The organism is Pseudomonas sp. GM30, assembly GCF_000282275.2.
Classification (GTDB): Bacteria; Pseudomonadota; Gammaproteobacteria; order Pseudomonadales; family Pseudomonadaceae; genus Aquipseudomonas.
Genome location: NZ_AKJP02000029.1, coordinates 349,765 through 365,467, shown reverse-complemented (window position 1 = coordinate 365,467; position 15,703 = coordinate 349,765). Strand labels below are relative to the sequence as shown.

Here is a 15,703-nt window from a genome sequence, read left to right as displayed (position 1 = left end):
GTCCTCCAGCAACATCCAGAGAAAGTTCGCTCTCAAAACTGTCCGACCAACGCCCATTCCCCAGACTACCCTTCAAAAACCCGCAGGAAGCGGCCCCCGATTCAGCTCAAGGAATGACCATGTCCCTCTCCATCGTCCACAGTCGCGCCCAGATTGGCGTGGATGCTCCCGCTGTCACTGTCGAAGTTCATCTGGCCAACGGTCTGCCGTCGCTGACCATGGTCGGCCTGCCCGAGGCGGCGGTGAAGGAGAGCAAGGACCGGGTGCGCAGCGCGATCATCAATTCCGGGCTGCAGTTTCCGGCGCGGCGGATCACCTTGAATCTGGCGCCGGCGGATCTGCCCAAGGATGGCGGGCGCTTTGATCTGGCGATTGCCTTGGGGATTCTGTCGGCGAGTGTGCAGGTGCCGTGTCTGACGCTGGATGATGTGGAGTGTCTGGGTGAATTGGCGTTGTCCGGCGCTGTGCGGCCGGTGCGCGGGGTGTTGCCGGCGGCGCTGGCGGCGCGCAAGGCCGGAAGGGCGCTGGTGGTGCCGCGGGCGAATGCCGAGGAGGCTTGCCTGGCGTCGGGGTTGAAAGTGTTTGCGGTGGATCATCTGCTCGAGGCGGTGGCGCATTTCAACGGGCATACGCCGGTTGAGCCTTATGTGTCGGACGGGCTGATCCATGCCGCGCGACCCTATCCCGACCTCAATGAGGTGCAGGGCCAGCTCGCGGCAAAGCGAGCGTTGCTGATTGCGGCCGCCGGGGCGCACAACCTGCTGTTCAGCGGTCCGCCGGGGACGGGCAAGACGTTGCTGGCCAGCCGATTGCCCGGGCTGTTGCCGCCGCTGGCCGAGAGCGAAGCGCTGGAGGTCGCGGCAATTCAGTCCGTCGCCAGTGGCGCCCCGCTCACTCACTGGCCACAGCGACCGTTTCGCCAGCCCCATCACTCGGCATCGGGGCCGGCGCTGGTCGGTGGCAGCTCGAAACCGCAACCCGGCGAGATCACCCTCGCCCACCACGGTGTGCTGTTTCTCGACGAGCTTCCGGAATTTGATCGCAAGGTGTTGGAGGTGCTGCGCGAGCCGCTGGAATCCGGGCACATCGTGATCGCCCGAGCCAAGGATCGCGTGCGTTTTCCGGCGCGCTTTCAACTGGTGGCCGCGATGAATCCCTGCCCCTGTGGATATCTTGGCGAGCCCAGCGGCAAGTGTTCGTGCACACCGGACATGGTGCAGCGCTACCGCAACAAGCTATCGGGGCCGTTGCTGGATCGGATCGATCTGCACCTGACGGTGGCGCGGGAAGCGACGGCGCTGAATCCGGCAGTGAAGCCAGGCGAGGACAGCGCCAGTGCGGCAGCCGTAGTGGCCGAGGCGCGGGAACGCCAGCAAAAGCGTCAGCGTTGTGCCAATGCGTTCCTCGATCTGCCAGGCTTGAAGCGGCACTGCCAGTTATCCAAAGCCGATGAGAAATGGCTGGAATCAGCCTGTGAACGGCTGACCTTGTCACTGCGCTCAGCCCATCGTTTGCTCAAGGTCGCCAGAACCCTGGCAGACCTTGAGCAAGTCGATGCAATCAGCCGTGAGCATCTGGCCGAGGCGCTGCAATACCGCCCGGCGACGCCTTAATGCTCGGTCAGATCCACCAGCGGCGTCTGCCGCACTTCGGTGTCACGCCCGGCCTGGATTTCGCTCACGCGCTTCAACGCATTATCCACAGCACCCTTGTCTGCCAGCAGGCTGTAGCTGATCTGAAACTGTTGACTGGCCTTTGGCGCAATGGTCGGCACCAGATTCAGCGGACGCTGATAGCGGCGGTTGTAGGAAAAGCTGGTGCCTGGCTCAAGGCCCGTGACATAGCCCTGCCCTTGGGTGTCGGTGTTTTTCCACAGGGAAAACACTGGCAGTTGCTGTGTATTGAAGTCAACGGAAACACCGAGGCTGCCAGCCTTGTTGTGCAAAACCGTCAGCGTTTCGCCTTTGGCGTCTGCATAAGGCACAACGTTGTATACCGTTTCGTCGTAATCCTTGGTCGGCCCGCGATAGGTCTGCCAATCCGCCAACTCCGCCTTGGCCTTGTCGTTGAATGGCGAGACCTGTTTCACCGGCGCCGCGAACCGTGCACCCTGCTCGAGGAACGGCGTGCTGAAGTTGCTGTGATACAGCGCCTGGTATTCCTTCGGATAATCGCCGTTGTTGGTCAGCGTATCGTTGAGGGCAAAACGCACGCTGCCCGGCTCGGTGACCAGCTCAGTGACGACCGAGAAGTCGACTTTCTTGAAGGCCTGCTCCTTCAGTTCGCCGCGCAGGCTGATGGCGTACGGCGGCTTCTCATCAATGTGCAGGGTAACGCTGCTGGCCGGGATGTTGGCGGCGCGCCCGTGCAGAGTCAGCAACTCGCCATTGTCCATGCCGGGATGGCCGACCCATTCGTAACCGCAACGGGTGACCAGCTCGTTGAAGCCCTCCAGCCAGCCCAGGCCACCGCGTCCATTGAGTTCAATGAAGGCCGGGTTGACCACTTCCTTGACCGGCGAATCCCAACCCATACGCACGTTACCGACCGACGCCTGCAAGACATTCATGCCACGGGTCGGCACCACCGAGAGTTTCATCGTGCCGTTATCGATATCGACGATGCTGACACCTTCCTGACGTCCGCCGTGCAAGGTTCGCAGACTCACGGAGAAAGGCTTGGCGGTTTTCACCCCGAGCTGCTCACTGGTAATGCTCCAGTTTTGCGCGGGCTTGTTGGTATCGAGGAGTACGTAATCCCACGCCATGGCGTGGGAAGCAGCAGAGAGTGCGCCGAGTGCAACGGCGAGTTTTAGCGGGGTCATGGCAGCAGCCTTTATTGGAGTTGTGCCATTTTTATAGCGCTGCGGAAACGTTTCAGCAAGTACAATGGAGCTTGCGATCGTGTGATTTACCAAGAATTGGCGGGGATCCATTCGCGAGCAAGCTCGCTCCCACAGGGATCTCGGGTGTTCACAGAATCTGTGATTCACGCCGGAAACTGTGGGAGCGAGCTTGCTCGCGAAAGCTATATCAAGGCTGTATCAACGGAAGCGATCAACCTCGGAACGCAAGTCCGCCGCCAGCTTCTCCAGCTCCTTGGCGGTGACCGCGAGGTTCGACACCACCTCACGCTGCTCACTGTTGGCCAGCGCAATACTCTGCAGATTGCTGCTCAGCAAGGTAGCCGTGCTGCTCTGCTCCTGCGTCGCGGTGGTAATCGCCGCGAACTGCTGCCCTGCCGAACGGCTCTGCTCATCGATCCGCGCCAGCGCCGAGGCAACATTGGCGTTACGCGACAGGCCTTCCTGCATCAGTACATTGCCCTGTTCCATGGTGCTGATGGCGTTGCCGGTTTCCTGCTGGATGCTGTGAATCATCCCGGAAATTTCATCAGTGGCCTGACGGGTGCGCGATGCGAGGTTACGCACCTCATCAGCGACCACGGCAAAACCACGGCCCTGTTCACCGGCACGCGCTGCTTCGATGGCCGCGTTGAGCGCCAGCAGGTTGGTCTGTTCGGCAATCGAGGTGATCACGCTGACAATGCCGCCGATTTCCTGGGAGCGCTGACCGAGGGTGTTGATCACGGTAGCCGTGGTGTTCAACGCGCCAGCGATCTGCTCCAGCGAGGACGAGGCTTCTTCCATCGAGCTGCGACCGATCTGCGTTTGCTGAGCGTTTTCCTGGGCCAGACGCTGGGTCGCGCCCATGTTGTCGGCGATGTTCAGCGAGGTGGCGCTGAACTCTTCAACTGCGCCGGCCATGCTGGTGATTTCGCCGGACTGCTGCTCCATGCCTTCGTAGGCACCACCGGACAAACCGGACAGCGCCTGAGCGCGGCTGTTGACCTCTTCCGAAGAACGACGGATGTGCTCGACCATGGTCGACAGCGCCTGGCTCATCTGGTTGAACGCGCGCGACAGCTGACCGATTTCGTCGTTGCTCGCTACGTTCAGGCGCACGCTCAGATCACCGGCGCCCAGCGCTTCGGCCTGACGCACCAGGTCGCCCAGCGGTTGCAGCTTGCTGCGCAGCAGCCACATCGCCGCCCCCACCGCGATCAACATCGCCAGCAGGCTGCCGATGGCAAGTTGGGTGCCGACACTCCAGGTCACCGCGCGAATCTCGGCTTTCGGCATGCTCGCCACCACCGACCACGGCCCGCCGTCGAACGGTACGGCGATGCTGTAGAAGTCTTCAGCGGTGTCGCTCCAGAACTCACCCTTGCCCGGCTTCGCCGCCAGACCCTTGATCACCGGAACGGCCTGATCCAGCGCTTGCACACCGGCCGGGGCGACCAGCCATTTGTTTTGCTCATCGAGCAACGCCAGCGAACCGTTCTGGCCGATACGGAAGCGCTTGAGGTTGGCGAACTGGGCGTTCTGCGCATCGGTGTAGTCGAAGCCGACGAACAGCACCGCAATCACCTTGCCGCTGCCGTCGCGCACTGGCGTGTACTGAGTCATGTAGGAGCGGTCGAACAGCAAGGCGCGACCGACATAACCCTGCCCGGCCATCAACTTCGCATAGGCCGGGTGGGCGTGGTCGAGCAAGGTGCCGATCGCACGAGTGCCGTCCTGCTTGGTCAGGGATGTGCTGACGCGCACGAAGTCTTCGCCGCTGCGCACGAACAGGGTGGCGACCCCAGCGGTCATCTGCTTGAACTCGTCGACTTCCTTGAAGTTGTTGTTCAGCACTTCGCTGCCCAGATGCAGGCCCGGGGTCTGGGTGCCTGCGACACTCACCGGTTCATCCGGGTGAATGCTCAGGCCGGCACTGAAGCGCTTTTCGAACAACCCGCTCAGACGCTGGGTGCTTTCGCGCAACGTGCCGTGAAAGGTACTCAACTGGTCGGCCAGCAGTCGCGCCTCACTGGCGAGGTGTTCTTCACGGGTGGCAAGGTTGGCGGTATCCAGCGAACGCAGGGCGAACACCGTACTGCCACTGATGACAATCGCAAGAATCACGGCGAGCGCAAGACCCAGCTGCGAGGCGATCCGGGCACGAGGTTGAGACATGGACAGCTCCTGGCCGAGCCACCGGATCCTCCCTGATCGCAGCAATTGCTCGGAATGTTCTAATAATGGGGGTGAATCGTGGCAACCGGCACGGCGGTTCCACATGCTCATTTTCGGCGGTGAACGCGAATACTTGAGTAAATAGCGGGGTTATGGCCCGAGGCCGGCATTGTGCGGGCTCGAACGTTTCAGCTCAAGCGCTTGACCACCGGCAACGCCATGGCACGCACTTCGCCTTGCAGGAAGTCGCTGAGACGGCGCAAACGTTCACCTCCCGGACGGGTTTTCGGCCACACCAGGTAATAATTCAGCCCACTGGCGACGGCAGTCGGCCACGGCAGACTCAAGCGTCCCTGCGCGACATCCTCGGCGACCATCAGCAGATCGCCCATTGACACACCGTAGCCTCGGGCGGCGGCAATCATCCCCAGTTCGAGGGTATCGAATACCTGCCCCCCCTTGAGCGACACCTGATCGGACAACCCCATGTGCTCCAGCCAACTGCGCCAGTCGCGCCGATCCGGGGTCGGGTGCAGCAGTTCGGTGGAGGCCAGGCGTGCGACATCCCATGGCTGGTCATTCAGCAGATTCGGCGCACCCACTGGAATCAGCTCTTCCGGAAACAACAGGCTGGCCTCCCAGTCCGGCGGAAAATGCCCGTCACTCAGCAGCACGGCGCAGTCGAAGGGCTCGTTGTTGAAATCCACCGAGTCCACATCCATCCAGGCACTGGTCAGTTGCACTTCGTTGCCCGGTTGCAGATGACGAAAGCGACTGAGCCGCGCCAGCAACCAGCGCATGGTCAGGGTCGACGGCGCTTTCATGCGCAGGATGTCGTCCTCGGCGCGCAAGGTGTTGCAAGCGCGCTCAAGGGCCGCAAAACCGTCGCGAATCCCCGGCAACAGCATCCGCGCTGACTCGGTCAGTTGCAGGTTGCGTCCGCTGCGGTAAAACAGCTTGCAGGCGAAATGCTCTTCAAGCGTGCGAATGTGCCGACTCACCGCACTCTGGGTAATCGACAGCTCTTCGGCGGCGCGGGTGAACGAACTGTGCCGCGCCGCCGCTTCGAATGCGCGCAGGGCATACAAGGGAGGAAGACGACGGGACATTCAGAAAGCTCCTATAGCGGGTTGTGGCCAACTTAGCAGAATCTGCTCAGGATGAGTTTTAATCATGCCACCCATCCTTTTTATCCCTTTGTGCGAAAGCGTTTAAGCGCCGAGAATCGACGGTTCCCTGTTCCCTCTTTTTATGAGTGGTGATGACCATGCAGCATCCCGTGCGTACCGAACTCTGGGCCATCCTGCGGCTGGCAGGGCCGTTGATCGCTTCACAGTTGGCGCACATGCTGATGGTGCTGACCGACACCCTGATGATGGCGCGCCTGAGTCCCGAAGCGCTTGCCGGTGGCGGTCTTGGCGCGGCGAGCTATTCGTTCGTGTCGATTTTCTGCATCGGCGTGATCGCGGCGGTTGGCACCCTGGTGGCGATCCGTCAGGGCGCCGGCGACATCATCGGCGCGGCACGCCTGACCCAGGCCGGCTTGTGGCTGGCGTGGCTGATGGCGCTGGGCGCCGGGCTGCTGCTGTGGAATCTGAAACCGGTGTTGCTGCTGTTCGGCCAGACCGAAACCAACGTCAACGCCGCCGGGCAGTTTCTGATTGCCCTGCCCTTCGCCCTGCCCGGCTATCTGAGTTTCATGGCCTTGCGTGGTTTCACCAGTGCGATCGGCCGAGCGACACCGGTAATGGTCATCAGCCTGGGCGGCACCGTGGCCAACTTCCTGCTCAACTACGCATTGATCACCGGCATGTTCGGTCTGCCGAAACTGGGGCTGACCGGCATCGGTCTGGTCACCGCGATCGTGGCCAATTGCATGGCGCTGGCTCTGGCCTGGCACATTCGTCGGCACCCGGCGTATGACGCTTATCCAATACGCGCCGGTCTGTCGCGGCCAAATCGTCAGTACCTGAAAGAACTGTGGCGCCTCGGCCTGCCGATTGGCGGCACCTACGCGGTGGAAGTCGGACTGTTTGCCTTCGCGGCGCTGTGCATGGGCACCATGGGCAGCACGCAACTCGGCGCACACCAGATCGCTCTGCAGATCGTTTCGGTGGCGTTCATGGTGCCGGCGGGCATGTCGTATGCGATCACCATGCGCGTCGGCCAGCATTACGGCGCCGGGCAACTGAGCGATGCGCGGATGTCCGGGCGGGTCGGCATCGTCTTTGGTGCGGTGGTGATGCTGGGTTTCGCCATGGTGTTCTGGCTGTTGCCGAATCAACTGGTCGGGCTGTTCCTCGACCATAACGACCCGGCGTTTGCCGAGGTGATTCGTCTGGCCGTAAGCCTGTTGGCGGTGGCCGCGTGGTTCGAGCTGTTCGATGGCACGCAGACCATTGCCATGGGTTGCATTCGTGGGCTCAAGGACGCGAAAACCACGTTTCTGGTCGGTCTCGGCTGCTATTGGCTGATCGGCGCGCCGGCGGCGTGGTGGATGGCGTTTCACCTGCATTGGGGGCCGACTGGCGTCTGGTGGGGGCTGGCGCTGGGGCTGGCGTGTGCGGCGGTGAGTTTGACGCTGGCGTTTGAATGGAAGATGAAGCGGATGATTCGGCTGGAGCCGCAATCTCGAGGCTTCAACATCCCTCAACCTGAATGAAGTTTCCCTGTGGGAGCGAGCTTGCTCGCGAAAGCGGTGTACCTGACACATGTATATTGAACGTGTCGCCGCCTTCGCGAGCAAGCTCGCTCCCACAGGGGTTATGTGTTTAGCTCACGATTTCGAGGGCTGGCTGCTGGCTGGCACCAAACGTCAGGTAATCCACCAGTTCCGCCAACGGCAACGGCCGGCTGATCAGATAACCCTGCACCTGATCACAGCCAAACCCGCGCAGCAGTTCAAGTTGCTCCGGTGTTTCGACCCCTTCCGCGACCACTTCCAGATGCAGGTTGTGCGCGAGGTTGATCATCGCGTGCACCAGTTTGCGATTCTCTTCGCGCTGTTCCATGCCGCCGACAAAGCTTTTGTCGATCTTCAACAAGGTGATCGGCAGGCTGTTGAGGTGCACGAACGAGGAGAAACCGGTGCCGAAGTCATCCAGCGAGAAACGCACGCCGAGGCGGCCGAGGGCGTCCATGGTCTGTTTGACCAGATCGCTGCGGCGCATGACGGCGGTTTCGGTGAGTTCAAATTCCAGCCACTGCGCCTCGACCCCACGCTCGGCAATCAATCGACTGAGGGTCGGTAGCAACTGGCTGTCCTGAAACTGGCGGAACGACAAATTGATCGCCATGTGCAGCGCCGGCAGCCCGCGCTCGCGCAGCGCCTGCATGTCGCGCAGGGCGCGGGAAATCACCCAGTAACCCAGCGGCACGATCAACCCGCTCTGCTCGGCCAATGGCACGAATTCGCTCGGCGGCAACAGACCGCGTTCGCCATGGCGCCAGCGCACCAGCGCTTCGAGACCGACGATCTGCCCGTCCGCCAGATTCAGCCGTGGCTGGTAGTGCAACTCCAGTTCATCGCGACGCAGGGCCCGGCGCAGTTCGCTTTCGAGGTCGGCCATGCTCCGTGCGTTGCGGTTGATGCGTTCGTTGAAGATATGGAAGGTGCAGCCCTGCGTGCTCTTGGCCTGCTGCATGGCGATGTGCGCGTGCCACATCAGCGGATCGGCGCCGCCCTGGGCGCGGGCATGGGCGATGCCGAGGCTGGAGCCGATCAACAGGCTTTCGCCGTCGACCCAATACGGCTCGGACAGGGCTTCGGTGATGCGTTCGGCCATCCACTCGGCGCGTTGCGGCGCACGACGGGTATCAATCAGCAGGGCAAATTCGTCGCTGCCCAGCCGCGCCAGTTGATCACCGGCCTCGAGCTGGCTTTTCAGCCGCGCAACGACCTGCAGGATCAGGCGATCGCCAGCCTGATGGCCGAGGGCATCGTTGGCGTGACGGAAGTTGTCGAGATCGAGATGCCCGAGGGCCAGACCGCGCCCGTCGTTTTCCGCCAGACGCGCCGCCAGCAGGGTCTGAAAGCCCTGACGATTGGCGATGCCGGTCAGCGGATCCTGTTCGGCCAGGCGTTGCAGAGTATTTTCGAGAACGCCGCGTTCACGCACGTGGCGCAGGCAGCGGCGCAGCATATCTGCGTCGAGCGCGTCGAACACCAGCCAGTCGCTGACGCCAACCGGCGCCGTAGCCGGTTCGTGTTCCAGCAGCAACACCGTCGGCAGGCTGCAACGACCCGGGGCCGGCTGCAACGCAGGAATGGTCAACAACACCGCGTGGCGATTGTCTTCGAACAGGCTACTGACCGACTCCCAGCTCGGCGCGCTGATCAGCACCGCCGCGCTCCCCAACGGAGCCAGACACTCGCGCAATAACGCTGTCCACGCTGGCTCTTCGGCCAGTAGCAGCAAACGCAAGGGTTCGACAGGCGTAGACAAGCTAGCTCCCTAGACTCTGCAATGATGTGGGCGGGGCATTATGCCGTTGCGCGCAACAATGACCAAATGACAACGGTTATCAAAACGTTATTTTGTGTCACGAATGAGTACATTAGCCGCAAAATCACCGCGCATCCTCCGCGAAAGTAACAAAACCGGCAAATTTGAATCGCGTGGTGCGTCACAAGTCGGAGAGAGCAGCACAAATCGCTGAGCCTGTTAAAATGCCGGCCCATTTCGTCAACGACTCCCGAATTTTCGTATGTCCCGACTCAATCCCCGGCAGCAAGAAGCCGTGAACTACGTCGGCGGCCCTCTATTGGTGCTCGCCGGCGCCGGCTCCGGCAAGACCAGCGTGATCACCCGCAAGATCGCGCACCTGATCCAGAACTGCGGCATCCGCGCCCAGTACATCGTCGCCATGACCTTTACCAACAAGGCTGCGCGCGAGATGAAAGAGCGGGTCGGCACCTTGCTGCGTGCCGGCGAAGGTCGCGGCCTGACGGTCTGCACCTTCCACAACCTGGGCCTGAACATCATCCGCAAGGAGCATGTGCGGCTGGGCTACAAACCCGGTTTCTCGATCTTCGACGAGACCGACGTCAAAGCCCTGATGACCGACATCATGCAGAAGGAATACGCAGGCGACGACGGCGTCGACGAGATCAAGAACATGATCGGCGCCTGGAAAAACGACCTGATCCTGCCGGCCCAGGCGCTGGAAAACGCGCGCAATCCGAAAGAACAGACCGCTGCCATCGTCTACACCCACTACCAGCGCACGCTGAAAGCGTTCAACGCGGTGGACTTCGACGACCTGATCCTGCTGCCGGTAAAGCTCTTCGAAGAGCACGCCGACATTCTCGAAAAGTGGCAGAACAAGGTGCGTTACCTGCTGGTCGACGAATATCAGGACACCAACGCCAGCCAGTACCTGCTGGTGAAGATGCTGATCGGCAAGCGCAACCAGTTCACCGTGGTGGGCGACGACGACCAGTCGATCTACGCCTGGCGTGGTGCGCGGCCGGAAAACCTGATGCTGCTCAAGGAAGACTACCCGTCGCTGAAAGTGGTAATGCTCGAGCAGAACTACCGCTCCACCAGCCGCATCCTGCGCTGCGCCAACGTGCTGATCTCGAACAATCCGCACGAATTCGAAAAGCAGCTGTGGAGCGAGATGGGTCACGGTGACGAGATCCGCGTGATCCGCTGCCGTAACGAGGACGCCGAAGCCGAGCGCGTGGCCATGGAAATCCTCAGCCTGCACTTGCGCACCGACCGCCCCTACAGCGATTTCGCCATCCTCTATCGTGGCAACTACCAGGCCAAGCTGATCGAACTGAAGTTGCAGCACCACCAGGTGCCGTACCGCCTGAGCGGCGGCAACAGCTTCTTCGGGCGCCAGGAAGTGAAGGACCTGATGGCCTACTTCCGCCTGATCGTGAACCCGGACGACGACAACGCCTTTCTGCGGGTGATCAACGTGCCGCGCCGGGAAATCGGCTCGACCACCCTGGAAAAACTCGGCAACTACGCCACCGAACGCAAGATTTCGATGTACGCCGCCACCGATGAAATCGGTCTGGGCGAGCATCTCGACAGCCGCTTCACCGATCGTCTGTCGCGCTTCAAGCGCTTCATGGACAAGGTGCGCGAGCAGTGTGCCGGCGAGGACCCGATTTCGGCGCTGCGCAGCATGGTCATGGACATCGACTACGAGAACTGGCTGCGCACCAACAGTTCCAGCGACAAGGCTGCGGACTACCGGATGAGCAACGTCTGGTTCCTGATTGAGGCCTTGAAGAACACCCTGGAAAAAGACGAAGACGGCGAGATGACCGTCGAGGACGCCATCGGCAAACTGGTCCTGCGCGACATGCTCGAGCGTCAGCAGGAAGAAGAGGACGGCGCCGAAGGCGTGCAGATGATGACCCTGCATGCGTCCAAGGGTCTGGAATTCCCTTACGTGTTCATCATGGGCATGGAAGAGGAAATCCTCCCGCACCGCTCCAGCATCGAAGCCGACACCATCGAAGAGGAACGCCGTCTGGCCTACGTGGGCATCACCCGCGCCCGTCAGACCCTGGCGTTCACCTTCGCCGCCAAGCGTAAACAGTACGGCGAGATCATCGATTGCGCGCCCAGCCGCTTCCTTGATGAGCTGCCGCCGGACGACCTGGCGTGGGAAGGCAACGACGACACACCGACCGAAGTCAAAGCCGTGCGCGGCAATAGCGCATTGGCTGATATACGCGCGATGTTAAAGCGCTAGAATTGACCACTTTTTTAAAGCTTAGGGCGCACAAGCGCTGAACGAGGACAGCTTCATGGAAGCATTGCAGCAGAAAATCCGCGAACAAGGCATCGTGCTTTCCGACCAGGTCCTGAAAGTCGACGCCTTCCTGAACCACCAGATCGACCCGGCCCTGATGAAGCTGATCGGCGACGAATTCGCCACGCTGTTCAAGGATTCGGGCATTACCAAGATCGTCACCATCGAAGCCTCGGGCATCGCTCCGGCGATCATGACCGGTCTGAACCTCGGCGTGCCGGTGATCTTCGCCCGCAAGCAGCAGTCCCTGACCCTGACCGAAAACCTGCTGTCGGCGACCGTTTACTCGTTCACCAAGAAGACCGAAAGCACCGTGGCCATCTCGCCGCGTCACCTGACCAGCAGCGACCGCGTGCTGATCATCGACGACTTCCTGGCCAACGGTAAGGCTTCGCAAGCGCTGATCTCGATCATCAAACAGGCTGGCGCCACCGTGGCGGGCCTCGGGATCGTGATCGAGAAGTCGTTCCAGGGCGGCCGCGCCGAGCTGGATTCGCAGGGCTACCGCGTCGAATCGCTGGCACGCGTCAAATCGCTGAAGGATGGCGTGGTTACCTTCATCGAATAAAGCCCGCCACACCGCATCACCCCTGTAGGAGTGAGCCTGCTCGCGATAGCGGAGTCTCAGTCGATATATTCGTCGGCTGAAACACCGCTATCGCGAGCAGGCTCACTCCTACAGTTGTTTTGGGTCAGGCAGTTACAGTGCGGTGGCTTTGAGGCCAGTGAGCAGCAGGCGCTGGAACAGGTCTTCTTTCAGGCCTTCCGGGTTGGTCAGTTGCATACGTTCAAGGTGTTCGGGGAACGTCGAAGCCTCTGGCGCATCCAGCGCTGCCTTGCCCAGCTCCAGTATCTCGCTCAGCTTGAACTTGCTCTTCAGCCAGTTCAGCGCCCGCAGCAGATCGCGCTCGATCGCGGTGAAATCACAACCCAGCGGATACTCCGGGAACAGGTTCGGATGCTTCGCGGCAATCGCCTGCAAGCGTTGCGGGGTGTTGTCGGCAAATCGCGGATCGAGGCGGAAGTCCTTCGGCAGCTTGCCGACCTTCTGCGCCTGTTCGATCAGCCCCGGCTGAAAGCGTGAATCGCTGATGTTCAGCAACGACTCGATCACCGCCGCGTCGGTTTTGCCGCGCAGATCGGCAATGCCGTATTCGGTGACCACGATGTCGCGCAGGTGCCTTGGAATCGTGCAGTGGCCGTATTCCCAGACGATGTTCGAACTGACCTCGCCGCCGGACTCGCGCCAGCTGCGCAGAATCAGAATCGAGCGCGCATCGTGCAGCGCGTGGCCTTGGGCGACGAAGTTGTACTGCCCGCCGACACCGCTGAGCACGCGCCCGTCTTCCAGTTGATCGGCCACACCCGCGCCCATCAGCGTCATGGTGAACACGGTGTTGATGAAGCGCGCATCAAGGCGCTGCAAGCGCTTGAGCTCTTCCTGCCCGTACAGCTCGTTGATGTAGCTGATGCGGGTCATGTTGAATTCGAGGCGCTTGCTCTGCGGCAACTCACGCAGGCGCTCGTAGAAACTGCGCGGACCGAGGAAGAAGCCGCCGTGCACCGAGATGCCATCGGTTTGCGCCGACTCATCGAGAGTGCCCGCGTTGGCCTGCTCCTGAGTGTGCACGTCGGGGTAGACCTTGCGCCGGATGATCCCGGCATCGGCCAGCACCAGCAGACCGTTGACGAACATTTCACTGCAGCCATACAGGCCTTTGGCGAACGGCGCAGTGCCGCCCTCGCGCTCGATCAGTTGCGCCCACTGACTGAGATTGATGTCATCGAGCAACGCTTGGTAACCGGCGTTGTCTGCCTGCCGTGCAAGCAGTGCGGCGGTCAGCGCATCGCCCATCGAGCCGATGCCGATCTGCAACGTACCGCCGTCGCGCACCAGCGTACTGGCGTGCAAGCCGATGAAGTGATCCTGAAAGCCCACCGGCATGTTCGGCGTGGAAAACAGCGTGCTGCTGTCTTTCGCGTCGATCAGCAGGTCGAAGGTGTCGATATCGACTTCGGCATCGCCGGGCATGTACGGCAGATCGGTGTGCACCTGACCAACCAGCAGAATGGTCTCCCCGGCTTCGCGGCGCCTGGCGATCATCGGCAACAGGTCGAGAGTGATGTCCGGGTTGCAACTCAGGCTCAGGCGATCAGGATGTTCGCTGCTGCTGGCAAGCAATTGCGCCACCAGATTCAGGCCGGCCGCGTTGATGTCGCGGGCGGCGTGGCTGTAGTTGCTGCTGACGTAATCCTGCTGGGCCGGCGCGCTGTTGAGCAGGCTGCCGGGCTGCATGAAGAACTGCTGGATGCGGATGTTGGCGGGCAGGCTGTCATGCTGCAGGTCGGCGAGGAAATCAAATTCGGGGTAATCACCGAATACGCGTTCGACGAAGGGTTCGATGAAGCGCTTCTGCAGACCGTCGCCCAGCGTCGGCCGCCCCAGGCACAGCGCGGTGTACATAGTCAGTTGTCGTTCGGGCAAGTCCTTGATCCGCCGGTACAGCGCGTTGACGAAGTGATTGGGCTTGCCCAGCCCCAGCGGCAAGCCCATGTGGATATGCGCCGGCAAGCGTGCGAGCACGTCGTCCACCGCCTGTTCGATCGAACACAACTGCACCATCTGAAGCCTCCCGCCCGTTCCGTGAATAGAGGTAGACCGAGCTTGCCTCGACTTTGCTGCAAAGGACAGCGAAAGCCGTGAATCGCAGGCACAAAAAAACCGTCCGGAGACGGTTTTTTTCGTCAGAAGCGCGGCTTATTTCAGGCCGGACATCTTCTGGATCGCACCTTTCAACTCGTCGTCCGAGCAATCGGCACAGGTGCCTTTTGGCGGCATGGCGTTGATGCCGGTGATGGCTTTGGCCAGGATGCCGTCGAGGCCCCCCTGGTGATCGGCGCGTTCTTTCCAGGCCGCGGCGTCACCGATTTTTGGTGCGCCCAGCAGACCCGTGCCGTGGCAAGCATTGCAATGTTTTGCAATCACTTCATCCGGCGTCTTCGCCCCACCACTGCCGCCAGCGGAGGCAGCGACTTCCATCCCTTTGCATTCCTGCCCCTGAACGCACACCTGGCCGACCGGCTCGAGGCGTTTGGCAATGTCGTCATTCGTCGCAGCTTGAGCGCTGACAGCCCAGAGGGCCAGTACGGTTGCTGGTGCGGCCAGCATTTTCATAATTAGGTTCACGCGTTCACCCTCAATGGTGGCTATTCACGCCTGCGGCCACGGTTCGCAGGCGGGCGCAAGTATAGCGGGTAGCCCGCCACACTGAAACAACCCCATAGTCGAAGGGGTTATACCGCGCTGTGGAAAAACTCTGTGGATGCCTTCGCCGTCATGGCTTGGCGCCTCTGTGTTTAAAAATTCGCCGGCGTGGCTGCGCTGATTAGTCGCGCAGGCGCGTCGAACGGATTACGGAAACGATGCGGCTTGGTACTTTCAAAATAGTAGCTGTCGCCGGCTTCGAGAATAAAAGTTTCCAGCCCCACCACCAGTTCCAGACGACCTTCCACCAGAATCCCGGTTTCCTCGCCTTCATGGGTGAGCATTTCTTCGCCAGTATCGGCGCCCGGCGGGTAGATTTCATTGAGGAACGCGATGGCCCGGCTCGGGTGCGCGCGGCCGACCAGTTTCATGGTCACGGCGCCGTCGGAGATGTCGATCAGCTCGTTGGCCTTGTAGACGATCTGGGTCGGGACTTCCTGCAGGATTTCTTCGGAAAAGAACTCGACCATGGACATGGGAATCCCGCCCAGAACCTTTCTCAGCGAACTGATCGAAGGGCTGACGCTGTTCTTTTCGATCATCGAAATGGTGCTGTTGGTGACGCCCGCACGTTTGGCGAGTTCACGCTGGGAAAGCCCTTTGAGCTTGCGGATCGATTGCAGTCGTTCACCGACGTCCAA

Annotated in this window: 11 protein-coding genes; 4 read left to right on the top strand and 7 right to left on the bottom strand. The window is 61.2% G+C overall.

What is annotated here, in order from left to right; all coding sequences use genetic code 11:
* The first annotated feature begins 119 nt into the window (after positions 1-119).
* Positions 120-1,613 (top strand): YifB family Mg chelatase-like AAA ATPase, encoded by a 1,494-nt coding sequence (locus tag PMI25_RS23280; RefSeq protein ID WP_024164489.1) that lies wholly within the window; start codon positions 120-122, stop codon positions 1,611-1,613.
* Here the strand turns inward: PMI25_RS23280 and PMI25_RS23275 are convergent.
* The 3 genes from PMI25_RS23275 to PMI25_RS23265 all read right to left on the bottom strand — a co-directional run bounded on the left by PMI25_RS23275 (position 1,610) and on the right by PMI25_RS23265 (position 6,129).
* Entirely contained in the window at positions 1,610-2,824 is a 1,215-nt protein-coding gene (locus tag PMI25_RS23275; RefSeq protein WP_007962395.1) for an aldose 1-epimerase family protein, read from the bottom strand. The genes PMI25_RS23280 and PMI25_RS23275 overlap by 4 nt on opposite strands.
* A gap of 219 nt (positions 2,825-3,043) precedes the next feature.
* A complete protein-coding gene (locus PMI25_RS23270; RefSeq protein ID WP_007962394.1) occupies positions 3,044-5,020 on the bottom strand; it encodes a methyl-accepting chemotaxis protein in 1,977 nt (658 codons plus the stop codon).
* 188 nt (positions 5,021-5,208) lie between these two features.
* The gene (locus PMI25_RS23265; RefSeq protein ID WP_007962393.1) at positions 5,209-6,129 is read right to left on the bottom strand and encodes a LysR substrate-binding domain-containing protein; all 921 of its coding nucleotides are present in this window, start codon (positions 6,127-6,129) and stop codon (positions 5,209-5,211) included.
* A gap of 158 nt (positions 6,130-6,287) precedes the next feature.
* Here PMI25_RS23265 and PMI25_RS23260 point away from each other — a divergent pair, with 158 nt between their 5' ends.
* Positions 6,288-7,682, top strand: a complete 1,395-nt coding sequence (locus tag PMI25_RS23260) for a NorM family multidrug efflux MATE transporter (RefSeq protein WP_045122177.1) — start codon at positions 6,288-6,290, stop codon at positions 7,680-7,682.
* Between the two features lie 109 nt (positions 7,683-7,791).
* On the opposite strand, the gene PMI25_RS23255 is transcribed toward PMI25_RS23260, so the two are convergent.
* Positions 7,792-9,465 carry a putative bifunctional diguanylate cyclase/phosphodiesterase gene (locus PMI25_RS23255; protein WP_007962391.1) on the bottom strand — a complete coding sequence of 558 codons (1,674 nt, stop codon included), beginning with the start codon at positions 9,463-9,465 and terminating at the stop codon, positions 7,792-7,794.
* A gap of 262 nt (positions 9,466-9,727) precedes the next feature.
* On the opposite strand from PMI25_RS23255, the gene rep reads away from it, so the two are divergent.
* Both rep and PMI25_RS23245 read left to right on the top strand, forming a co-directional pair.
* Positions 9,728-11,737: a DNA helicase Rep gene (gene rep, locus PMI25_RS23250; RefSeq protein WP_007962390.1), complete on the top strand. Its 2,010-nt coding sequence runs from the start codon at positions 9,728-9,730 to the stop codon at positions 11,735-11,737.
* Positions 11,738-11,792: 55 nt separating this feature from the next.
* A complete protein-coding gene (locus PMI25_RS23245) occupies positions 11,793-12,365 on the top strand; it encodes a xanthine phosphoribosyltransferase (protein ID WP_007962388.1) in 573 nt (190 codons plus the stop codon).
* Between the two features lie 132 nt (positions 12,366-12,497).
* Here the strand turns inward: PMI25_RS23245 and PMI25_RS23240 are convergent, their stop codons facing one another.
* The 3 genes from PMI25_RS23240 to PMI25_RS23230 all read right to left on the bottom strand — a co-directional run bounded on the left by PMI25_RS23240 (position 12,498) and on the right by PMI25_RS23230 (position 15,703).
* Positions 12,498-14,420 (bottom strand): acetyl-CoA hydrolase/transferase C-terminal domain-containing protein, encoded by a 1,923-nt coding sequence (locus tag PMI25_RS23240; protein WP_007962387.1) that lies wholly within the window; start codon positions 14,418-14,420, stop codon positions 12,498-12,500.
* Positions 14,421-14,555: 135 nt separating this feature from the next.
* On the bottom strand, positions 14,556-14,972 hold the full coding sequence (locus PMI25_RS23235) for a c-type cytochrome (protein WP_045122172.1): 417 nt from the start codon (positions 14,970-14,972) through the stop codon (positions 14,556-14,558).
* A 182-nt stretch (positions 14,973-15,154) separates the two neighbouring features.
* A complete protein-coding gene (locus PMI25_RS23230; RefSeq protein WP_007920393.1) occupies positions 15,155-15,703 on the bottom strand; it encodes a cupin domain-containing protein in 549 nt (182 codons plus the stop codon).